Annotated in this window: 19 protein-coding genes; 15 read left to right on the top strand and 4 right to left on the bottom strand. The window is 59.3% G+C overall.

Going from position 1 to position 21,187, the window contains the following annotated elements; translation table 11 throughout:
* Positions 1 to 6: 6 nt before the first annotated feature.
* The 10 genes from NKJ12_RS18250 to NKJ12_RS18205 all read left to right on the top strand — a co-directional run bounded on the left by NKJ12_RS18250 (position 7) and on the right by NKJ12_RS18205 (position 9,968).
* A complete protein-coding gene (locus NKJ12_RS18250; RefSeq protein WP_023678245.1) occupies positions 7 to 306 on the top strand; it encodes a ferredoxin family protein in 300 nt (99 codons plus the stop codon).
* Positions 307 to 487: 181 nt separating this feature from the next.
* Positions 488 to 2,251, top strand: a complete 1,764-nt coding sequence (gene nifA / locus NKJ12_RS18245) for a nif-specific transcriptional activator NifA (RefSeq protein WP_036238852.1) — start codon at positions 488 to 490, stop codon at positions 2,249 to 2,251.
* A gap of 238 nt (positions 2,252 to 2,489) precedes the next feature.
* Positions 2,490 to 3,998: a nitrogenase cofactor biosynthesis protein NifB gene (gene nifB / locus NKJ12_RS18240; RefSeq protein WP_352704256.1), complete on the top strand. Its 1,509-nt coding sequence runs from the start codon at positions 2,490 to 2,492 to the stop codon at positions 3,996 to 3,998.
* A gap of 1 nt (position 3,999) precedes the next feature.
* A complete protein-coding gene (locus tag NKJ12_RS18235) occupies positions 4,000 to 4,194 on the top strand; it encodes a 4Fe-4S dicluster domain-containing protein (protein ID WP_023678248.1) in 195 nt (64 codons plus the stop codon).
* A gap of 99 nt (positions 4,195 to 4,293) precedes the next feature.
* Positions 4,294 to 4,614 carry a nitrogen fixation protein NifZ gene (locus tag NKJ12_RS18230; RefSeq protein WP_352450751.1) on the top strand — a complete coding sequence of 107 codons (321 nt, stop codon included), beginning with the start codon at positions 4,294 to 4,296 and terminating at the stop codon, positions 4,612 to 4,614.
* Positions 4,611 to 4,823 carry a putative nitrogen fixation protein NifT gene (nifT, locus tag NKJ12_RS18225; protein ID WP_023678250.1) on the top strand — a complete coding sequence of 71 codons (213 nt, stop codon included), beginning with the start codon at positions 4,611 to 4,613 and terminating at the stop codon, positions 4,821 to 4,823. The genes NKJ12_RS18230 and nifT overlap by 4 nt, the downstream gene beginning before the upstream one ends.
* A 38-nt stretch (positions 4,824 to 4,861) precedes the next feature.
* Positions 4,862 to 5,767: an SIR2 family NAD-dependent protein deacylase gene (locus tag NKJ12_RS18220; RefSeq protein ID WP_352450750.1), complete on the top strand. Its 906-nt coding sequence runs from the start codon at positions 4,862 to 4,864 to the stop codon at positions 5,765 to 5,767.
* Between the two features lie 73 nt (positions 5,768 to 5,840).
* Positions 5,841 to 7,709 carry an ABC transporter ATP-binding protein gene (locus NKJ12_RS18215; RefSeq protein WP_352704254.1) on the top strand — a complete coding sequence of 623 codons (1,869 nt, stop codon included), beginning with the start codon at positions 5,841 to 5,843 and terminating at the stop codon, positions 7,707 to 7,709.
* Complete coding sequence (locus tag NKJ12_RS18210) at positions 7,709 to 9,604, top strand: ABC transporter ATP-binding protein (protein WP_352704252.1); 1,896 nt, start codon at positions 7,709 to 7,711, stop codon at positions 9,602 to 9,604. Before NKJ12_RS18215 ends, NKJ12_RS18210 begins: the two co-directional genes overlap by 1 nt.
* Positions 9,605 to 9,692: 88 nt before the next feature.
* Positions 9,693 to 9,968, top strand: coding sequence for a hypothetical protein (locus NKJ12_RS18205; RefSeq protein ID WP_352704250.1), 276 nt, complete (start codon positions 9,693 to 9,695; stop codon positions 9,966 to 9,968).
* A 246-nt stretch (positions 9,969 to 10,214) separates the two neighbouring features.
* Here the strand turns inward: NKJ12_RS18205 and NKJ12_RS18200 are convergent, their stop codons facing one another.
* The 3 genes from NKJ12_RS18200 to nifA (NKJ12_RS18190) all read right to left on the bottom strand — a co-directional run bounded on the left by NKJ12_RS18200 (position 10,215) and on the right by nifA (NKJ12_RS18190) (position 14,494).
* The gene (locus tag NKJ12_RS18200) at positions 10,215 to 11,255 is read right to left on the bottom strand and encodes an LLM class flavin-dependent oxidoreductase (protein ID WP_352704248.1); all 1,041 of its coding nucleotides are present in this window, start codon (positions 11,253 to 11,255) and stop codon (positions 10,215 to 10,217) included.
* A gap of 91 nt (positions 11,256 to 11,346) precedes the next feature.
* Entirely contained in the window at positions 11,347 to 12,486 is a 1,140-nt protein-coding gene (hisC, locus tag NKJ12_RS18195; protein WP_352457030.1) for a histidinol-phosphate transaminase, read from the bottom strand.
* Between the two features lie 235 nt (positions 12,487 to 12,721).
* The gene (gene nifA / locus NKJ12_RS18190) at positions 12,722 to 14,494 is read right to left on the bottom strand and encodes a nif-specific transcriptional activator NifA (RefSeq protein ID WP_502905717.1); all 1,773 of its coding nucleotides are present in this window, start codon (positions 14,492 to 14,494) and stop codon (positions 12,722 to 12,724) included.
* A gap of 735 nt (positions 14,495 to 15,229) precedes the next feature.
* On the opposite strand from nifA (NKJ12_RS18190), the gene NKJ12_RS18185 reads away from it, so the two are divergent.
* The 3 genes from NKJ12_RS18185 (at position 15,230) to NKJ12_RS18175 (ending at position 18,156) form a co-directional block, all read left to right on the top strand.
* Entirely contained in the window at positions 15,230 to 15,439 is a 210-nt protein-coding gene (locus NKJ12_RS18185; protein WP_352704246.1) for a hypothetical protein, read from the top strand.
* 54 nt (positions 15,440 to 15,493) lie between these two features.
* On the top strand, positions 15,494 to 16,822 hold the full coding sequence (locus tag NKJ12_RS18180; protein ID WP_352615322.1) for a dicarboxylate/amino acid:cation symporter: 1,329 nt from the start codon (positions 15,494 to 15,496) through the stop codon (positions 16,820 to 16,822).
* Between the two features lie 302 nt (positions 16,823 to 17,124).
* Entirely contained in the window at positions 17,125 to 18,156 is a 1,032-nt protein-coding gene (locus NKJ12_RS18175) for a LacI family DNA-binding transcriptional regulator (RefSeq protein ID WP_352704244.1), read from the top strand.
* A gap of 580 nt (positions 18,157 to 18,736) precedes the next feature.
* On the opposite strand, the gene NKJ12_RS18170 is transcribed toward NKJ12_RS18175, so the two are convergent.
* Positions 18,737 to 19,666, bottom strand: coding sequence for a LysR family transcriptional regulator (locus NKJ12_RS18170; protein WP_352457033.1), 930 nt, complete (start codon positions 19,664 to 19,666; stop codon positions 18,737 to 18,739).
* 268 nt (positions 19,667 to 19,934) lie between these two features.
* Here NKJ12_RS18170 and NKJ12_RS18165 point away from each other — a divergent pair, with 268 nt between their 5' ends.
* Both NKJ12_RS18165 and nodB read left to right on the top strand, forming a co-directional pair.
* On the top strand, positions 19,935 to 20,528 hold the full coding sequence (locus NKJ12_RS18165; protein WP_352615318.1) for a NodA family N-acyltransferase: 594 nt from the start codon (positions 19,935 to 19,937) through the stop codon (positions 20,526 to 20,528).
* Positions 20,525 to 21,184, top strand: coding sequence for a chitooligosaccharide deacetylase NodB (gene nodB / locus NKJ12_RS18160; RefSeq protein WP_352704242.1), 660 nt, complete (start codon positions 20,525 to 20,527; stop codon positions 21,182 to 21,184). The genes NKJ12_RS18165 and nodB overlap by 4 nt, the downstream gene beginning before the upstream one ends.
* Positions 21,185 to 21,187: the final 3 nt, after the last annotated feature.

Below are 21,187 nucleotides of genomic sequence, written 5' to 3'. Positions count from 1 at the left end.
GACGAAATGACGATCGCAGTGACGAAGTCACGTGTCGAGGACAAGCTTTACCAGAACCGCTACTTGGTGGATTCCGGCCGTCCGCATATCAAAGTGCGACCGCACGAGAGGCCAAGCGCGAACTTGCTCGCGCTGACCCACGTCTGCCCGGCGAAATGTTATGAGTTGAACGACAAAGGTCAAGTGGAGATCACTGCCGACGGCTGCATGGAGTGCGGCACCTGCCGGATTTTGTGCGAGACCAGTGGCGAGATCGAGTGGAACTATCCACGCGGCGGCTTCGGAGTCCTCTTCAAATTCGGATGAGGACGCACGCACCGTATCAAGAGGGTCAATCTTGGTACACCTGAGGTCGCGACCAACGCCAAGTCTATCTTTGCTTGAATTGCCGCGCCACGAAGAGAAGCTCGTGAATACTGTGCTTTCACAATTCAGACTCAGACACAAAAGGAGGAGCACTCTGGACGACAACCGCTGAGGTGTTTCCATGGCTCACGTACCGCAAGATCGGGTCGACGAGGTAGCACCTCGGGATACCCGCCCTGAACCGCCCATCAAAAGCATGCCCCAAGCAGATATCGCGCTCAGGGGACTCTACGAGATATCGAAGGTGCTGACCGCCCCCAGCGAGCTGGAGATTACGCTCGCCAATGTCGTGAACATCCTGCCTTCGTTTCTGCAGATGCGTCACGGAGCAATCGTCGTCCTGGACGCTGAAGGAGAGCCGGAGATTGCCGCAACTGCCGGCAATACCCACGCACCTCAATCAGGCACTCGCCGCGTCATACCACAGGCCATAACAGATCAAATCGTCGCTACGGGGACGCCGCTCTTCATACCGGACGTCCGCAAGTCCCAACTATTTCAGGCTGACCTTCAAACATCTTCGAGCAGCGGCACCATCCCAATTGCCTTTATCGGTATCCCGCTAAAGGCTGATCATAAAATCCTTGGGACATTGTCGATCGACCGCGCCGGAGACGGCGCCACCGACTTTCGCGACGACGAGGACACATACTTCCTGACGATGGTCGCCAACCTTGTCGGCCGGACGATCCGTCTCCATCGCATCCTGAGTACAGATCGTCAGCGGTCTGTCCATGAGCAATGGAGACCGGAGAAATCGCCCAACGAGGGGAGGACCTACGACCCTGCCCGGCATGCGGATGTCAAAATCGACGGGATCATCGGGGAAAGCCCCGCACTCAAGCAGGTGCTCGAAACCGTCTCGGTCGTAGCAGGGACCAATTCCACCGTGCTACTGCGGGGTGAAAGCGGCACCGGCAAGGAATTCTTTGCGCAAGCCATCCATAAGCTCTCACGTCGGAGGAAGAAGTCTTTCGTCAAATTGAACTGCGCCGCACTGTCTGAAAGCGTTCTGGAGTCAGAACTGTTTGGGCATGAAAAGGGCGCTTTCACGGGTGCTATCTCCCAGCGCGCCGGTCGTTTTGAATTGGCAAATGAGGGAACGCTGCTACTTGATGAAATCGGCGAGATTTCGCCGGCCTTTCAAGCCAAACTGTTGCGTGTCTTGCAGGAAGGCGAGTTGGAGCGAGTCGGCGGCACCAAAACGCTACAGGTCGACGTGCGCCTCATATGCGCCACCAACAAGGACCTCGAGACGGCCGTCATAAAAGGGGAGTTCCGGGCCGACCTTTATTACCGCATCAATGTGGTGCCAATTATCCTGCCTCCGCTCAGAGAGCGACCCGGCGATATTCCACGCCTTGCGAACGCCTTCCTCAACCGATTCAACAAGGAGAACGATCGCGCACTCGCCTTCGCGCCGTCGGCGCTTGACCTGATCTCGCAATGCTACTTCCCTGGTAACGTCCGCGAGCTGGAGAACTGCGTCCAAAGGACGGCCACACTTGCGCGTTCAAGGACGATCACGCCATCCGATTTCGCCTGTAAGAAGAGCCAGTGCCTTTCCTGGCTCCTCTGGAAGCGAGCCGACCGCTCGAATGGCGGCAATACCATCGACGATCTCGCACGGGTCAACGCAGTGCCGGTCGGATTGCGGCTGCCGGCCAGTCGCATCGGTGCCTCCGCAGGCAACGTATCTCCCCTTGCGGCCGGCGATCCAAACGATCCCGCTTGTCCCCCGCGTCTGACGGAACGCGACCGGCTGATCGACGCGATGGACAAGGCCGGTTGGGTTCAGGCCAGGGCGGCTCGTATCCTCGGCCTCACGCCGCGGCAAATCGGCTACGCGCTGCGCCGATATGGCATCGAGGTGAAGAAATTCTAGACGTCGTGATGACGTCAAACGTAAGTCCGGAGTAGTCTCCCTCAGACCCTTCGCGCCCAAGGCTGGTAGCCTTCGCGACTCGATTTGCTTGTCCACTGTCGGAAGCCCGACAAAGATGTGTCGGAGCAATCCGATGGAATCCGACACGAAAGCCAATTCGTGAACCAAAACCGCTCTTTGAGCTGGCATAGCTCTTGCGGTTTGAACTGCGACATTCACCCAGCAACGGAGCCGTTCGATGTCCGCACCGGCAATTTCGCTTGAGAGCCTCAGCACGACATTCGGTGACCAGTTGCTTGCCACCGTGAAAGCCGGTGGCTGCGCGTCTTCGTCCTGCGGCTCGTCGATAAAGCCGGACGACACGGATCCGGCTATCTGGGAGAAGATCAAGGATCACCCCTGCTTTTCAGAAGAGGCGCATCACTATTTCGCGCGCATGCACGTCGCGGTCGCGCCCGGCTGCAATATCCAGTGCAACTACTGCAATCGCAAATATGACTGCGCCAACGAAAGCCGGCCTGGGGTGGTCTCCGAAAAGCTGACACCCGACCAGGCGCTACGCAAGGTGGTCGCGGTCGCCAACGAGGTGCCGCAACTCTCCGTGCTCGGCATCGCCGGACCGGGCGATGCCTGTTACGACTGGAAGAAGACGAAGGCAACGTTCGAACGAGTTGCCAGGGAAATCCCAGACATCAAGTTTTGCATCTCCACGAATGGGCTCGCGCTGCCGGACCATGTCGATGAGCTTGCCGACATGAATGTCGATCACGTGACGATCACCATCAACATGGTCGACCCTGAGGTCGGTGCAAAGATCTATCCTTGGATCTTTTACGACCATCGCCGCTACGTCGGCATCGAAGCCGCCCGGATCCTGCACGAGCGGCAGATGTTGGGTCTGGAGATGCTGACCGCGCGCGGCATCCTCACCAAAATCAATTCAGTGATGATCCCCGGCGTGAACGATGAGCATCTGATCAAGGTGAATAGATGGGTCAAGGAGCGAGGCGCGTTCCTGCACAACCTCATGCCGCTGATTTCGGACCCGGCGCACGGCACGCACTACGGACTGAGCGGGCAACGCGGCCCAAACGCAATGGAGCTGAAGGCTCTTCAGGATCGTGTCGAAGGCGGCGCCCAGTTGATGCGCCACTGCCGGCAGTGCCGGGCAGATGCCGTCGGCCTGCTCGGAGAGGATCGTGGCCAGGAATTCACAGTCGACCGGATTCCCGGCGAGGTCACCTACGATGCCAGCAATCACAAGGCCTATCGGGAGCTGGTCGCGGAGGAGCGCCGTGATCACGTGGCGGCTAGGAGAGAAGCGATCGGATTGGTCAAGGCAGCGAGCCCCGGCAAGTCCCTTCTCTTCGCGGTGGCGACCAAGGGCGGCGGCCGCGTCAATGAACATTTCGGCCATGCGAAGGAATTCCAGGTTTATCAAGTCTCGCCGAGAGGGATCAGTTTTGTCGGGCATCGGAAGGTGGAGCAGTATTGCCTCGGCGGCTGGGGCGGAGAAGCCGCCCTCGATGGCGTCATCGCAGCGCTTGAAGGCATAGATATCGTGCTGTGCGCCAAGATCGGAAACTGCCCGCAGGATCAGCTCGCCGACGCTGGAATCCAAGCCACCGACGCATATGCCCACGACTATATCGAGACCGCAATCAGCGCGATTTACGCGGCCGCGTCTGGACCCCCGCACTCGCGGCGACGGCCTGAGCGCGTCTCATCCATTCGGACCAGGAGTTAAAATGGCTTTCAAGATCATCGCATCCCAATGCACCCAATGCGGCGCCTGCGAATTCGAGTGTCCCTCCGGCGCGATCAAGTTCAAAGGCGAGAGCTATGTGATCGAGCCGCAAAAGTGCACCGAATGCGAGGGGGTCTTCGATGCGCAGCAATGTGCCTCGGTATGCCCGGTGCCGAAGACCTGCGTTCCTGCGTGACGGACATTGGGCCGCCGACATGGTCGGGGATGCCTTCGCAGGACGCCTGGAACGCCTTTGTTCACAATCTGCAGCCTCAAGGGAAATCAGGGAACGGACATGTCGCTCGGACGCGAAGAGGAGGTCGAAATCCGCAGGCCTCCACGATTCATGCCGGGAGAGCGGGTACGTGCCACTCGCCACATAAAGAATGACGGCACCTATCCTGGCAGGGAGATCGGCGAAAATCTCGTGCGGAAGGGCGACGAGGGATATGTGCGCGACATTGGCACCTTTCTCCAGCAGTTCTTCATCTATGCGGTCGAATGGATCGACCGTGGCACAGTCGTCGGCATGCGAGCGCGTGAACTGATGAGCCTCGACAAAGCCGAGGTGCCCTGCAGTGCTGATAGCAATACCAATGAAGGGACGGCCAGATGAAAGTCATGATCCGCAGGACCGATGCTGGCTTGTCGGCGTATGTCCCGAAGAAGGACCTCGAAGAGCCGATCATCAAGCTCGAGAAGGAAGAGTTGTGGGGCGGAACTGTGACGCTCAGGAACGGGTGGCGGCTCCTCCTACCCGATCTCCCACGGGATACGCGTCTGCCGATCACCGTCGAGGCAAGGAAGGTTTCCGAAGAAGACTGATGCTCCCCCTTGATAAGGTGCGTCGCGAGGAAACGAGCATGAACACGATCCTGACATCGGGCCACCTCGTCATCGTGCGGGACAGTTTTGCCGAAAAGCTGCTTGACCTGGCGAAGAAAGCGCTCGCCGCCGATGAGGTGATCCCCTATCTCGGTCCGGGTCTTCTTGAATTCAACTGTGCGGAACCGCCTGTGCCGCATAGGCCGGAGGTCGTTGCCGCGGCACTCAATGCGCGGGCGCCAGCCCCTTCCAGGATCCGCACCAATATGTGGTCGGTTGCGCAGTTCATCGAACAGCGCCGGCATCGCCGGACGCTGCAAGCTTGGATGAGCGACATATTCGCAGCGCCGGTGGCGCCGACCCTCCTCCACGCCTGGCTCGCAAGGCTGCCGCTCTCCCTCATCATCGACAGCTGGTACGACGGCGCGATGCGCACGGCTCTCGTAGAGACTGGCCGAACGGACGTCGTCGAGATCCAGGGCGTAACGCGGGCGAACGAAATCCGGGACATTTGGACGAAAACCTACGATTTGTCCGGGAGGGAACTCGACCCCCGATCGGGGGCGAAGACGGTTCTCTATACACCTCACGGGAGTATTAGGCCGGCGCAAAACTTTCTCGTCGCAGATTCCGATTATGTCGAAGTCCTGACCGAAATCGATATCCAGACACCGATCCCAGACGTGGTGAAGGAACGGCGCATCACCCGTGGATTTTTCTTCGTTGGCTGCCGCTTCAACGATCAGATGCTGCGCACCTACGCCAGGCAGATCATGAAGCGCTCCCGAGGTCCACATTGCGCGGTAATGGACGCGGAAACGCTGACCAGAAACGAAGCGCGTTTCCTTGCGGCAAGCGGAATCACGGTGATCGACATGCCAGTAAGTGAAGCCGCGGCTCGGCTTATAGGAACGCGCCCTGCTGCAGGTGGTGGACAGGATTAACAATGGCGGGCCCCTTTGATGATTGGTCCTTCGGCTTGCCTCGAGGGCGCAAAATGCAGTCGGGAATACACCCGTGAGCAGTGATGCTATCGGCAGCGCAACGAACGCTCTGAATTCGTTGACCCATGTGGAAGCGGCGCGCTGGGGCCGGGATTTGAGTACGCTGTTGCGCATCACGCGTATGAATTTGCGGCACCCCTGGCAGGTCGCCTTCGCTATGGGCTCGACGGTCCTGGCGGCAATCCTCCAGTTGCTCATTCCCCAGCTTCTCGGCCGGGCCGTCGACCTGACCCAGACAGCCATCGGGGGCGGTGGCGCGGGGACTGCGGCAGGACAAGCGCTCTGGACCCCTGCTCTCCTGCTGCTCGCCGTCAGCGCGCTACGCGGCCTTTTCACGATGGCGCAGAACTATTTTGCCGAAGCCGTCGGGCATCATGTCGCGTACGAACTGCGGCTCGCCTACTACGACAAGATCCAGCGTCTCAGCTTTTCCTTTCACGACCGGGTCCATTCAGGCGATCTGATCACCATCGGAATGCTCGATCTCCAAGGCGTGCGGATGTATTTTTCCACCGCGCTCGTTCGCGTGGTCCTGCTCACCATGCTGATCGGGATCGGCGCCTACATGATGATCTCGACCGATCCCATGCTCGGCCTGGTCGCGCTGAGCTTCGTGCCTTTTGTCGCCTGGCGCTCATCGGCCACACAGCTTAGGCTGCGCGCCACCTGGCTCGACCTGCATGAGCGGCTTTCGGTACTAAGCCGCGTGATGGAGGAAAATCTCGCAGGCATCCGCGTGGTCCGCGCTTTTGCGGCTCAAGCCTATGAGATGCTGAAGTTCGACGGCGCTTCCAAGAACGCGCTCGACCTCGCCCACGACCGAGTTGACATCTACGTGCCCAGCACGTCGGCGATGACCTTGTCCTTCTTTTTCGCAATGGGATTGGTGCTCTGGATCGGTGGCAGCAAGCTCGTCGCTGGCGAGATCAGCGTCGGAACGGTGGCGACCTTCCTGACCTTCATGACAATCCTGCAAATGCCAGTCCGCCAGATCGGCCTCATGGTCAATGCCTTTGCCCGCGCTTCTAGCTGCGGTTCGCGGCTTTTCGGTCTCCTCGACCAGGAGATCACAATCAGGGATGCTCTCGAGGCCAGACCGCTCGAGATAAGCGACGGCACTCTGCGCTTCCACAATGTCTCGTTTGCTTACCCCAGCGCCGAAACCCGCGCCATTCTGAAGAACCTCAGCTTTGAGGCCCGTAGAGGCGAGACGATCGCGATCGTCGGTCCGCCGGGTTCGGGCAAATCGACGATGGCTCATCTGGTCCCCCGCTTTTACGACGTGACCGGTGGCGCCATCACGCTGGACGGCCAGGACATACGCAATGTCACCCTCGCGACGCTTCGCAAGGCGGTCGCCGTCGTACAGCAGGATGCATTCCTATTCACCACCACGATCGAGAACAACATCGCTTATGGCGATCCCTGGGCGAAGAGACAGCGAATAGAACGCGCTGGCGAATTCGCCCAGCTCCACAACTACATCCTCGGGCTCCCAGCAGGCTACGAGACGGTCGTGGGCGAACGCGGCGTCTCTCTCTCTGGCGGCCAGCGCCAGCGTCTCACGATTGCTCGCACCATGATGCTGCGCCCCTCCGTCGTCGTTTTCGACGACTCAACGGCCGCGATCGATGCCGGCACCGAGCAGCGCATCCGCGCGGCGATGGGGCGCTTCGCCAAGGATCGGGTGACGATCATCATCGCGCACCGGCTGAGTGCGCTTATGCATGCCGATCAGATCCTTTTTGTCGATAACGGCGAAATCGTAGAACGCGGCACGCATCAAGAGCTTTTGGAGAAGCGGGGACGCTACAGGGCCCTTTACGATCTCCAGACGCGCCCGGGTGATGACATTATGACCCAGTATGGGGGCGCCCGCTGATGGCGCAGGGCCGCGCCGGCGAACTCGAAGCCGAACGTGACGACGGCAGACGCCCTCCGCGCGCGGTTGTCGGCTCGCACCGCATCGAGGAGGAGATGTTCGGCCGGGCTTTCGACAAGAGCATCCTCCGGCGCATCTGGGCCTTCGTCCGTCCCTATCGGGCCAGGGTAGTCATCACGATTGCAGCAATGCTGATCTTCACCGGGACGCAGCTTCTCATCCCGTTGATCATCCGCTACGCGCTCGACCAGGGCATGAACCCGGCAAGGAGCGATCGCTCAGCCCAGCTTGCGGCCGTCGGCGCGTTCGTTTTGGCGATTTTGGTCAATTTCGCTGCCGGGTACATGCAGGAAACCGTGGTTGGGAAAGTGGCCGAAACTGTCCTGTTCGACATCCGCCGCGCCATGTTTGGCCATCTGCAGAAGGTTTCGCTCTCCTTCATGGACAAGACCGAGGTCGGACGCCTCATGTCGCGCCTGCAAGGCGACGTCAACTCCATACAGGAATTCCTCGAAACCTCGGTATATTCGATAGGCGATGTTGCCCTTCTCTTCGGCATCGTTTTCGTAATGCTGTGGCTCGACTTCCGCCTCGGCCTCCTGACGCTCTCGGTTCTGCCGGTCCTGGTGATCGTCCGCATTGTCTGGCTGCCGCGTGCCCGCGAAGCCTTCATGGCTGCACACGAGACTAATTCCGTCGTCAACGGCGCGCTGGCCGAAGCCATTCACGGCGTGCGCACCGTCCAGTCAATGGACCGCCAGCAGGTGAATTTCATCCTTTTTGACGACAAGGCCCATGCCAACCTCAGGACCCACCTGATCGCTGCCAAATATGCACTGGTCATGGTGCCTATCGTCGATGGCCTCACCGGCCTCGCCATGGCCGCCGTTATTGTGGTCGGCGGCTCGATGGTCATGAATGGCCGTATAGATGTGGGCGTATTGGTTGCCTACCTATTTTACATCCAGCGCTTCTTTGACCCGATCCGCTCACTCACCCTGCAATATTCGGTCATGCAGCGCGCCATGGCCTCAGGCAAGCGCCTGACCGATGTGCTCGACGTCAGGATCGATGTTCAGGACAAACCCAATGCCGAGGTGCTTTCGCCCGAAATGGACGGCTCGGTCGAGTTCAGGGACGTCACCTTCGGCTACAATCCGAACCGTTCGGTGCTGAAAAATGTCTCCTTCCGGGTCAATCCCGGCGAGACGGTCGCACTGGTGGGGCCGAGCGGTTCTGGCAAATCGAGCGCGATGGCCCTGGTCCACCGCTTCTATGATGTTCAGCAGGGCCAAGTGCTGGTCGGCGGACATGATGTGCGCGATCTCACCCAGGAATCGCTCGGCCGCCAGGTCGCCATGGTGCTGCAGGAGCCGTTCCTGTTCACCGGGACGGTCTTCGAGAACATTCGATACCACAAGACGGAAGCCACGCGCGACAAGGTGATCGAGGCCGCCAAGGCGGTCGGCGCCCACGACTTCATAATGAGCCTCGCCGACGGGTATGAGACCCAACTTGGCGAACGCGGCGACAACTTATCTCTCGGCCAGCGCCAGCTTATCAGTTTCGCCCGCGCCCTCGTCGCCGACGCCAAGATCCTCGTGCTCGACGAAGCTACCGCCAACATCGACAGCTACACGGAAATGCAGATTCAGAAGGCTCTGATAAAGCTGCTTGAAGGGCGCACTGGCCTCGTCATCGCCCACCGTCTTGCCACGATCCGGGGTGCCGACCGCATCATCGTGCTTCAGAATGGCCAAGTTATTGCGACTGGCAACCACGATCAGCTAATAGCCATGGGGGGCCTGTATTCCAAACTCTACAATCTCAACTACGCCTCCTTTGACGATATTCCAGAACACGATACGACCGTACAAGCCGGCTCCCAGACCTGACGTCTTGGCGGCCTTGTGGTACTGACATTGACTTCGGGCGTGCCGGCGGACACTCAGGCCGCCGCAGACGAGGAAGCAGGCAGCATTCATGCAAAGCACTCGCGCGGATCGTGAAGACCGGCTGCGAAACGATTTCCTCCAGCGTCGTTATCCGACCGCGGTGCACGCCGCGACATCGGGCGAACTCGCTCCAGGTGGTGTCGCTCGGCGTAGCAAAGCCGCTCGCGAGCGCGCCCTCAACAGCGCCGTAGCGAGTGACGGCTTTGCTACCGCCGAGCCGCTGATGAAGCTGGATGCGGGAGCCGCAACCGGCGCCGCCCCGGTCGAGAAGAACCTCTTGCGGCGGGCTATGGGCAACGACTAGCGCGAGCGCGACGAGCAGATGCGTGCCGGCATCGTGACGCGCTCGGCCATCATCTCCTTAGGATCGTGCAGTCTCACACCGTGCCCAGATGCCGGCCAACGCACAAACCTGGTAATCTGTGCCGCCGGCTCGTCGTCAGTTTGGCCTCCCTCACGATTTCCCAATCCCCACCACGTGCACGCTCGAGCAATGTGAGGGAGCGCTGTTACAACGATTTACCTTCGGATCAGACCGCGAATTTCATGGTCAGCCAAGTCGAGCCATGATTTCGGATTGAATGGTCGTCGCGGTGTATAGGGAAGCATCTAGCGGCAGATTCCCAAATGCCAGTTGACAAAGAAGGTAGTTAGCACCTGCCTCTTCCAACTGACTGAGCAGAGCTTCTCGCACAGACGCTGCTGATCCTATCACGCACAATTCACTCTCGACTGCCGCATCGAAGGTCAGCGGCAGGTTGGGTGGTGTGGGGATAGCGTTAAGCTCGTAAAGGAATTGGAAGCTCTTGAGCCATCGTTCGTAAGCAGGTGCCGCGAGCGAATAGGCATGTGTGTCACAACGCCCAACCACGACCATGCGAAGCAATCCAATAAATGGCGCTCGATCGCCCGCGCCAGTGTTGTCCTCTTGATAGCCGCGGAACGCATCAGTAGTTTTGCGAACAGAAGAGGAAGGTCCTACACACGCGATATTTGCTCCATTCGCAGCGGCCCAGGCTGCGGACTCGGGTCGATTGGCGGCGACCCATGTCGGCGGATGTGGACGCTGATGAGGTCTTAGCGTCAAAGGAACGTCATTGAGCTCAAAATGGCGGCCTTGATAGCACAGCGTGCCAACCTTCATGGCATTAACAAGTATTTCAACAAGAATTTCGCTGGCTTCCGCATAGCGGCCCGGCACCGCATCCGCACCAATCCCGAAGTAACCCAATTCGATCGGGAGAGCACCGCGCCCTATGCCCAGTTCGAGCCTGCCACCGCTCAACTGGTCCAGCATACAGATCTCTTCGAACGCACGCAGCGGATGATAAAGCGCAAGCAGCATCACCAAGGGTCCGAGACGCAGGCGCCGGGTGCGCTGGGCGACGCTCGATAAGAACAGATTCGGCGATGGACCTCTCCCATGGGGGGTACAGTGGTGCTCTGCGAGATGATAGGCATAGAACCCTAGCTGATCGCACGCCTCTGCTAATATCAGGCGATCTTCGTACTGCCGGGCGATATCGAGGCCGTCCTCGTCCAGATGATCGAAGATCCCGAAGGCTAGGTTTGAAGGAAAGACGTTTGTCACTCGATATTGTCCCCGATTTTAAAGAAAAATGTTGTCGTGCTTGGGTGACCAAGCAAGTCTAAAGATAGCAATGTGTGATATCGGATTAGCGTCAGCGTACCGAACGAGCAGAGCCTGACGCTCCCCTGCCCGTGGTGCTTGGTATGTTTAAGCTTCCAACTATATCGCGAGCGGCAGCAAGAAATGCATCCAATTGCTCTTTTGTGCCGATGCTGACGCGGATGCAATGTTCCAAACCATTGTCCGGAAAGTAGGCAACGAGTATCTTTTGCCTTTCCAAGGCTGCTTGCCACCATGAGCCGTCCTGTCCCGCTGGCACACGGGCTAGCAAGAAATTTGCGTGGGAGGGCGTTACGGAAAATCCAAGTTGCGACAGTGCGGCTGTCACTCGCTGTCGTTCATGTCTGATGTGCTTGTGGTTCTCTGCGTAGGCGCCGCGATGCGCAAGCACGCTGATACCAACCGCATGCCCGATCACGTTCATGTTGAAGACGTTCTGGATGTTGCGCAGCCTGCCAATAATCTCAGGGTGACCGAAACCGAAACCGACGCGAATGCCGGCGGCGGCATAGCTCTTCGAAAATGTTCTCAAGATCAGAAGGTTCGAATAACGGTTGATGAGGCGCAGCCCGTGATCGGGTGCAAAGTCGACGTAGGCCTCATCAAGGACGACCAGGCGATCCGATTGTGCCACGAGGCGTTCGATATTGCTTATCGAGAGGAATGTTCCGGTCGGATTGTTTGGATTGGCCACCAGAATGAACTTGGCGTCTTTTGCCGGACCGGAAAGCAATTGCTCCATTGGCAGCGAATGAGTTTGACATCCGATCTCGAGAAACTCAGCACCATGCAACATGGCAAGTTTGCGGTTGAACGAAAACCCTGGCGATATCATCGCCACCTTGTCGCCAGGGGCGAGGAAAGCTCTGTAGATGAGTCCGAGCAGTTCAGACGACCCGTTGCCTGCGATGACCTGATCCGTGGATACCCCATAGGTATTGGACGCTGCTTCCCTCAAGCTGATGTTATCGTCGTCCGGATACAGATACTGGCGATTGAGGGCCGCCACTGCACTTTGCATTATGATTGGCGGCAACGGAAACGGGTTCTCATTCGTATTCAGCTTGACAAAACTTTTGTCCGGCGCTGGTCCGTTGGACGGCAGAGCATCTAACTGTCGCGTCTCTTGCGGAAGAGACGAAAGCACAGCTTGCAGTTTTGCATCGGACATATTTTATCTCCGTTTCAGTCGCACAGGGGCATCCGTATGAGCTCGCAACGAGAGCAACATGGCGGACGGATTGACGATGGCAGCGTCGCCTTTCACAAGATGGTCGCAACGCCGGCTGCCACGGGAATTCGGCCAGGCTGTCCTCGGTCGGATCGACTTGACGCGGACGCGGATCTGCATCCCTGCGCGGGCCAAGCCGCTAAGCGGTCTTAGCTAATCCGCCTGAGTCATGCTTTCACAGACGCTTGATCTCGATGCCGTATTTCCTCAGCACGTAGCCAATCTGGCGTGGGGTCAGTCCAAGCAGGCGCGCCGCCTTTGCCTGCACCCAGCCACAACTTTCCATGGCAGCAATGACGCGCTCGGCGTCGGCGGTCCTCGCGCCCAATGAGTGGGTTGCGCCGGCAGGCGGGACTGTGGTGGCGGCCGAACGAGCGGTCGCATCCGGCGGCGTGGCCGGATTCACTGCCTCTGGCAGGATTGGCGCTGGTTGCAGCGCGGCCTTGCCCGATCTGCTCTTCCGCAGCGCCTCGGCAAAGCATTGGTCATGGGAGCACGCAAAGTCGTTTCTCCCGATTGATAGTCCCTCCGCCAGGATCGCGGTCCGGTGCACGCAATTTTCAAGCTCGCGAATGTTGCCGGGAAATTCACATTTCATCAGTACTTCAATCGCACGCGGATCGAAGGTCAGCGTACGGCCGTTCTCATCGTTGAAATTCTTGAGAAACTCAGCTGCGAGGAGCGGAATATCGCTGCGCCTTTGGCGTAACGCCGGCACCAGCAAGGGAACCACGTTGATGCGATAATATAGGTCGGCGCGGAACTCATTCCTTGCAACCGCCTCTTCAAGGTTCCTGTTCGTGGCGGCAATCACGCGAACGTCGACCTTGATGGTCTGGTTGCTGCCGACGCGCTCAAACTCCTGCTCCTGCAGCACGCGCAGTAGCTTTGCCTGGAAGGAGGCCGAGATCTCGCCGATCTCATCCAGAAACAACGTCCCCTTGTCGGCGAGCTCAAAGCGACCCTTGCGGGAATTGAACGCGCTTGTGAAGGCACCCTTCTCATGACCGAACAATTCGGATTCCAGGACTGTCTCTGGCAGCGCTGCACAATTGAGTTTGATGAAGGGCCGCTTGGCGCGCGGCGACAACTCGTGAATTGCCTTCGCGACCAGCTCCTTCCCGGTACCGGATTCGCCTCGCAACAGAACCGTGGTCTTTGCCTTAGCTACAACTGCGATCTTCTCGAGCAGCGCGCTTAGCGCCGGACTATCGCCAATCATTCCCTTGACGTGAACCTTCTTGCGCTGCGGTGCAGGGTGCTTGACATCAGAGAATTGCGTTTGCAGCCCATCTTCCACCTCCGTCGGTCGTTCGCGGTCGCCCGCGGAGAAGCGGTGCAACTTGACTGTCTGTCCCACCATGTTGGCTATCATGGTGAGCAACCGGACATCATAATCGAGCCGATACGTTGACCTGCTGTCCAAGGCGCGATCGATAGTCAGCGTGCCTACGGCGTTCCCATCAACACGAATGGGAACGCCGATGAAGGACACGGTGTCGGAGGCCCCAAGCACCTCTATGTCAGCGGCAGTGAAGGCCGAATGCACCGCTATGTTCTCGGCGACGAGCGGCGTGTCCGTCGTCACAATCAGATCGATTGCCTTGCGCGGCAGGCGCATCCGGGAGCGCTCATCGCTGTTCTCGTCGGAGCCGGTGACTACGGTGATGTCCAGTACGCCCTCAGCGTCGAAGAGAGCGATGATGCCGTGCCGCATCTGCACAAACGAGGGCAGGAGATCGACGACCTTGGCCAACGTGACTTCGAGCCGGGCGGGGTTGGTGAGTACTTTCGATATTTCGAAGATGCCGGTAAGCGCGTGCTCGTGCGATGGCACAAAAGGGACCGCGGTGTTCATCTCGGACTTTGGGTAAGCCCTTTTCGCATCCGGAAGCGAAATGCGGCACTCGCTGGCATTTTGTTCTGATTTGGGAATGTTGTGGTGCATATGATCCTCGATCTCGCGCCATGAAATGCATGCCGGCGGCATGTGCGCCCGCGACGTCGCGGGCAAGCGCGAAAATGCTCTGACGTGAACTCGTGCCACCGCCGTGTGGTCGAGTGAAAAGCGGGTCGACCCCTGACGCATCGCTTGGCTCTCCCTCCACGAAGCTTGGCCACGTTCTCGGCTTGCACGGGGGCAACCACACGTTGATTTTCAAAAGACTGGAGCGAGGCGGGATAGTCAATCGAGCTTTCTTTCATTCGTGAAAGGAAACCTCGCGGCCTATGATAGAATTCATCAGTTCTAATTTTTGTCGGCGATGTTGAACGACAGAAATACGGCGCCGGCGATGCGGTGCCCGAGCGGCTGACCGCGCCGAGTTGCCGGGCCGTGCCAGTCACCAGCGCCTGCGAACCAGGGGCGGGAGCGATAATCACTGCCGACGACACTGGTCGGTCGCGGCAACCGCCATTTCCTCGATATTGATGACGCAGTTAAGGCGGCGGCGTCGCGTGTGAAGGCGCGAAGGTGGCGGTCGAGCGCGGCTTTCTCGGCGGTGCTCGGAACTTCTGAACCGCATCGTCGCGGTCAGCACCAGCGGCGTCAGTCCCTACGTCTCGACGTCGCTTTCAAGCTGTCGCTGCAGCGGCAGCGCGGCAAAGAACACGGCAATTCTCCGCTCTGGTGCCAGCGATGCGGCCCTTCCCAAAGTCGGCAAACCGAGGAGCCCACCACGATGTGCAGCAAAACCGCAAGCCAGAGAGATCGACCGGCAATCTGCCGGAGAACATCAAGCGCGTGCTGGACGGCGGCCTTGTCATTCCCGTCTTGTGCCACCGGACTCATCCCATCATTGGCGAGCCCAACGTCAGTTCAGGTCATGCGGATCCATTTGGCATGGGTATTGCGGCGGCGTTGGTGCAGCGTTCGACCGGAGCGCCGCGATAGGGAGAAGCCCGGGAGAAGTCACGCCACCTCGATCCGGTCAGGGAGAGAGAAACAGTGTCAGCTGCACAAGTCCGCGGCGCGAGTCCCGCGCCCCGCAAACCCTTCTATGCCAAGCTTTACGCGCAGGTGCTTGCCGCCATCGCGCTCGGCGTCGCAATTGGCTATTTCTATCCGGGGACCGGCGAGAGCCTGAAGCCGCTGGGTGATGCCTTCATCAAGCTGGTCAAGATGATCATCGCGCCTGTCATCTTCCTGACAATTGCGACCGGCATTGCCGGCATGAACGATCTTCACAAGGTCGGCCGGGTCGCCGGCAAGGCAATGGTCTATTTCCTCACCTTCTCGACGCTCGCGCTGATCGTCGGCCTGATCGTCGCCAATGTCGTCCAGCCTGGCGCCGGCCTCAACATCGATCCGGCCTCGCTCGATGTCCAGGCCGTGAATACCTACGCCGCAAAGGCCCACGAGCAGTCGGTCACCGGCTTCCTGATGAACATCATCCCGCCAACGATAGTCGGCGCCTTCGCGGAAGGCGACATCCTGCAGGTGCTGTTCTTCTCGGTTCTGTTCGGCATGGCGCTCGCGATGGCCGGAGAGACGGGCAAGCCTGTCGTTTCCTTCCTTCAGGCGCTCATCGCGCCTGTCTTCAAGCTCGTCGGCATTCTGATGAAAGCCGCGCCGATCGGCGCTTTCGGCGCAATGGCCTTCACCATCGGCAGATATGGCATCGGTTCGGTCGTCAACCTCGCGATGCTGGTCGCGACGTTCTATTTCACCGCCTTCCTCTTCGTGTTCGGGGTTCTCGGCGCGGTCTGCCGCTACAACGGCTTTTCGATCTGTTCTCTCATTCGCTACATCAAGGAAGAGCTGCTGCTTGTCCTCGCAACGTCCTCCTCGGAGGCCGCGCTCCCCTCGCTCATGCAGAAGATGGAGAAGGCGGGCGCCAGGCGTTCGGTTGTGGGTCTCGTCATCCCGGCCGGATATTCGTTCAATCTGGACGGCACGAATATCTACATGACCCTGGCGGCCCTCTTCATCGCGCAGGCGACGAACACCGATCTGTCAATCGGCGATCAGGTGCTGCTGCTGCTCGTTGCGATGCTTTCCTCCAAGGGCGCTGCAGGTGTGACAGGTGCGGGCTTCATCACCCTGGCTGCTACGCTCGCCGTAGTTCCGAGTGTTCCCGTTGCTGGGATGGCCCTGATACTCGGCATCGACCGCTTCATGTCCGAATGCCGGGCGTTGACGAATTGCGTTGGTAACGCAGTGGCATCCCTCGTCGTCGCCCGCTGGGAAGGAGAATTGGACCAAGCGCAGATGAAAGCCGCCTTCTGCGGTCATCAGCTTGCCGAGGCATCAAACCGGCTATCCTCCGCCGAGTAAGGGCGACGCACCGCGACCGGCTTCGCCAAGCTGGTCACATGACCTGAACGATCGACTCGCAGGCTCTAAACGGCGCCTCACGGACCATGTATCAGAAGCGCTAAATGTGTGAGTGCAAATCATCGCCGCCCTAAGCGAATGAACCTTCCGTTATACCCGGCCGGTCTACGTCTGGAGTAGTCCAATACGCTGTCGATCATTCAGTATGCGGGCGTCTTCACTTTGCCCACCCGAAACCATTGTCGAATCGCGCTAGGTGACAGAGAGCCAGCCTGCGTCAAAAACCAATCAGAATAGGACCCATGACCAAGCGCCCCACAATTGCCGATCTCGCCCGCGAATCCCGAGTCAGCGTAGCAACGGTCGATCGGGTTCTGAACGCCCGCCATCCGGTGCGCGAGGAGACCGCGCGGCGGGTCCACGACGCCGCCCACGCGATCGGCTATCATGCTGCCGGGCTCATCAAGCAGCGCTTGCGGCGAGACCTACCGTGCTACCGTCTGGGCTTCATCTTGAGAAAACCGGCCCAGCATTTCTACCAAGACTTTGCGCGCGAGGTCGAAGCGTCGGTCAATTTGGCCCAGTCCTTCCACGGCATTCCGCTCATCCAATTCGCCCCGTCACATATGCCGAGCGACCTAATCGCACCGCTCAAGGATTTGGGCGCACGCTGCCATGCGATCGCGATGGTGGCACCGGACCACCCAAAAATTACAGCAGCGGTTGAGGACCTCAAGGCCAAAGGCATTCCCGTTTTCTCGCTGCTTTCCGACTTCGCCGCCGGCGTGCGACAGGGCTATATCGGCCTCAACAACCGCAAGGTGGGGCGCACGGCCGCTTGGATGGTGTCCAAGGTCGCAAAACGGCCCGGCAAGGTGGCGGTGTTTGTCGGCAGCCATCGTTTCCAGGGGCACGAGCTCCGTGACGTCGGCTTTCGCTCCTATTGCCGTGAGAACGCGCCGACGTTCGAGGTGCTCGATCCGCTCGTGAACCTGGAGAAACGGCAGGTCACCTACGAGGCAACGCTTAATCTCATGCAGCGGGAACCCGAGCTCGTCGGCTTCTATGTCGCCGGGGGCGGCATGGAGGGCGCCATCTCCGCGGTCCGGGAAGAGGGTAAAAGTCGCGATCTCGTCGCGATCGTGAATGAAATCACGCCGGAATCTCGGGCGGCACTCGCTGATAACATCATCACGATGGCGGTCGCCACGCCAATGCGCCGGCTTTCCCAGGAGCTGATAACGCTGATGACGCGGGCTATCGAGACCGGCACTGCTCAAACACCAGGACAGACATTTCTGCCGTTCGACATTCATCTGCCGGAAAATATATGAAACTGATGGCTTCTATCGTAAGCGGGGAAGTTTCATTTCATAAATGAGAGAAAGTTGATTGATGATTCCATCCACGCGGGGTAGCCGCACCCCACAGGCCTCAGCCGCGGCCCAGGATGAAGCCAATTGGGTGAACGGATCGGCCACGCGTTCAGGCGGAAGCGCGAGGTAAATTGCCTACATCCGCAGCGTCAATCGCGACCGGCTTCATTGCCAACATCTCGACGTTGTCGGTGCAGGGCGGTGTCGTCAAGGATGCCTCACGCCAGTAGCCGAGCGAGGCCGGCACAGTCCATTGGGATTGACCTCGTCGACCGGCATCTCCTCGCCTGGCCGCGCGTGAAAAGCCGCGGCAAGGCCGGCAAAGTTGGCATTTGAGTGGGGCTAGACATCTTCTGGGACTTCGCACGCGAAATCGGAGGCGGCAGTCAACTCAGCACCAACCCGGGCATGTGTTCTGCTCGTTCCTGGCCCTCGTACTCAGCAAGAGAACTGCGCCGCTCTGCCGAGCCAAAGGCCTGACGCCCGAATGGCAACCGCTCCTACGCGATCGCGACCGCCTCCAGGAAGCCCGAGACGCTCAATAGCTTTCAAGCAAAGGCGCCAGGCGAGATGCCTCCTGCAACATCATTTCCCGCATCCACAGGCTTGCCGGATCAGTATTGTGAAGCGCAGGCCATTGGACGGCCTCGGTGAATGCGGGATGAGGAAGTGGCGGCGGAAGTCCGACAATCCGCAGGGGTGTTGTTTTTGCGAAATGCTGCGCCAGCCGTAAGGGCATGGTCCCGATGCGGTTGGTGCCTGATAGGACGGGCGCGATCAGGCTAAAGCCCTGTACGACGACCTCGATACGTCTCTCGAAACCGTGCTCGAGCAAATACCACTCCTCCATGGTGGGCTGCCGGGTGTGCCTGAATTTGAGCACGACATGCCCCATCGACAAGTATCGCTCGAATGTAAGTGGCTCTGACAGCTGCTTGTTCGTGCCGCAGCCTACGCATACGAGCATATCTTCGAACAGGGCTGCGCGAGGATGTTTCGACATGAACACTTCCGGCATAATCAGAAAATCAACGTCGCCGCGCCGGAGAAGCTCCTCGGGGTCGTCGCAAATAGGCAGACATTCGAAGCGGACGGCGGGAGCTTCCCGCGCAGTACGCTCTACGATCCTCTTAAAAAGCACGAGCGTGAGGTAATCGGAAAGCATGATTCGGAAGAGACGATCCGATTGGGCTGGGTTAAAGGCGTCGGAGGAAATAATCGATAGCTGGATGTGCAGCAATGCGTCCCGGACTGCTGGGGCAAGCCCCTCCGCGCGCGGTGTCAAAATGAGCTCGCGGCCGTTCATCGTAAATAGCTCATTGCTGAAGTAGGCGCGTAACCGAGCGACGGCGGCGCTCATGGCCGGCTGGCTCAGGTTAATACTGTTGGCCGCGGCAGTGACTTTACGCTCCCTGATCAGAGCGTCCAGCACAACGAGGAGATTCAGATCCAGCCCCTTAAACCGCATATCCTGATCTATCCAGCGTGTGGATGGGCATCATCTAAACAATCAATTTTACGAATTTACGAACCATGCATTAGAGGAACGTAAATGACCGACGTCAAGCTCAAATCGACGGCGCCGCGACACGGGCGGGAACATCGAGAGAGCTCACTGGCGAGCCCCACCGGCTGGCTCACCTTCGCTAACGACAACGGTTGAGTGCAGCCAACAACGCCGCCGCTTTGGCCGGGTAATGCGGCCCGCAAGAAACTATTTTGAAGAGAGGTCCTGAATGCGCCCTCAGGTGCAGTGGAAATTGTGCTGGGAAAACGAGTTGCAGCTCTCGGACCACGTCGAGCTCGCCCAGTTCTTTCGTAATACCTACGGGCCGACTGGGGCGTCCAACGCAGAACCGTTCGAAGGTAGTCGAAGCTGGGCCGGAGCCAGGCCTGAACTCCGCGCAATCGCCTATGATTCGAGCGGTGTAGCGGCTCACATGGGCATACTGCGCCGTTTCATCAAGGTTGACGCGGTCGATCTGTTGGTGGCTGAGCTGGGCCTGTACGGGGTACGTCCGGATCTTGAGGGTCTCGGAATCGCCCATTCAATCCATGTCATGCTTCCAATACTGCAGGAGCTTGGCGTTCCATTCGCTTTCGGAACCGTCCGGGACGCGCTGCGGAATCATGTTGAGAGGTTCGGGCGGCGATACAGCCCTATGGCCGTTTTGTCGGGAATTCGCGTGCGCTCCACCCGACCAGAGGCGCGCCTCGACCTGCCGCCCACACGCATCGATGACGCACTCACCATTGTTCTGCCAGTTGGACGGCCGATCAGCGAATGGCCCACGGGCACGATGATCGATCGGAACGGACCAGAGCTATGAGCCGTCCCGATTGCTTGTACGAAGTGCGCCGTGAGTGCTCTGACGGCACCGGCCGTCGCAGCGTTTATCTGACGTTTGACGACGGTCCCAATCCACTTTTCACACCGGAGATTCTGGATGTGTTGGCAGAGCAGCGGGTGCCGGCGAGTTTCTTCGTCATCGGCGCCTACGCCTTAGAGCACCCGGATCTAATCCAACGAATGTTTGCAGAAGGGCACGAGCTAGGCAACCACACGATGACTCATCCGGATCTGTACAAATGCGGCTTCGGCGAAGTGCAACGTGAGATCTTTGAAGCGAACGGCGCCATCATGAGGGCGTGCCCTCAGGCCTCGGTGCGCTATATTCGCGCGCCCTACGGGGCCTGGAGCGAAGAAGTCTTCACAGCGTCACAGATCGCCGGGCTGACGGCCCTCCATTGGTCCGTCGACCCTCGAGATTGGTCTCGCCCTGGGGCCGACGCGATTATCGATACCGTGCTCGCCTCTGTCCGGCCGGGCGCAATCGTACTCTTGCACGACGGATGCCCTCCCGGCGAGTTGAGCCAGGGCGCTCACGCCGGTCTGCGCGACCAGACGGTCACGGCGCTGTCCCGGCTGATTCCAGCACTTCATGAGCGCGGATTTGTAATCCGCTCACTTCCTCAACATCACTGAACA

The organism is Mesorhizobium sp. M0195, assembly GCF_040322115.1.
Taxonomy (GTDB): domain Bacteria; phylum Pseudomonadota; class Alphaproteobacteria; order Rhizobiales; family Rhizobiaceae; genus Mesorhizobium.
Note: the sequence above shows the minus strand (reverse complement) of the source record. Positions and strands in the feature narration are given on the sequence as shown.

Coding starts and splice junctions, on each gene's coding strand:
- hisC (WP_352457030.1), bottom strand. CDS start 12,486: ATGTCCGATGCAAAACTGCAAGCTGTGCTTTCGTCTCTTCCGCAAGAG.
- nifA (WP_502905717.1), bottom strand. CDS start 14,494: ATGCACCACAACATTCCCAAATCAGAACAAAATGCCAGCGAGTGCCGC.
- NKJ12_RS18235 (WP_023678248.1), top strand. CDS start 4,000: ATGGCTTTCAAGATCATCGCATCCCAATGCACCCAATGCGGCGCCTGC.
- NKJ12_RS18205 (WP_352704250.1), top strand. CDS start 9,693: ATGCAAAGCACTCGCGCGGATCGTGAAGACCGGCTGCGAAACGATTTC.
- NKJ12_RS18220 (WP_352450750.1), top strand. CDS start 4,862: ATGAACACGATCCTGACATCGGGCCACCTCGTCATCGTGCGGGACAGT.
- NKJ12_RS18230 (WP_352450751.1), top strand. CDS start 4,294: ATGTCGCTCGGACGCGAAGAGGAGGTCGAAATCCGCAGGCCTCCACGA.
- NKJ12_RS18165 (WP_352615318.1), top strand. CDS start 19,935: ATGCGCCCTCAGGTGCAGTGGAAATTGTGCTGGGAAAACGAGTTGCAG.
- nifT (WP_023678250.1), top strand. CDS start 4,611: ATGAAAGTCATGATCCGCAGGACCGATGCTGGCTTGTCGGCGTATGTC.
- nifB (WP_352704256.1), top strand. CDS start 2,490: ATGTCCGCACCGGCAATTTCGCTTGAGAGCCTCAGCACGACATTCGGT.
- nodB (WP_352704242.1), top strand. CDS start 20,525: ATGAGCCGTCCCGATTGCTTGTACGAAGTGCGCCGTGAGTGCTCTGAC.
- NKJ12_RS18175 (WP_352704244.1), top strand. CDS start 17,125: ATGACCAAGCGCCCCACAATTGCCGATCTCGCCCGCGAATCCCGAGTC.
- NKJ12_RS18210 (WP_352704252.1), top strand. CDS start 7,709: ATGGCGCAGGGCCGCGCCGGCGAACTCGAAGCCGAACGTGACGACGGC.
- NKJ12_RS18250 (WP_023678245.1), top strand. CDS start 7: ATGACGATCGCAGTGACGAAGTCACGTGTCGAGGACAAGCTTTACCAG.
- NKJ12_RS18170 (WP_352457033.1), bottom strand. CDS start 19,666: ATGCGGTTTAAGGGGCTGGATCTGAATCTCCTCGTTGTGCTGGACGCT.
- nifA (WP_036238852.1), top strand. CDS start 488: ATGGCTCACGTACCGCAAGATCGGGTCGACGAGGTAGCACCTCGGGAT.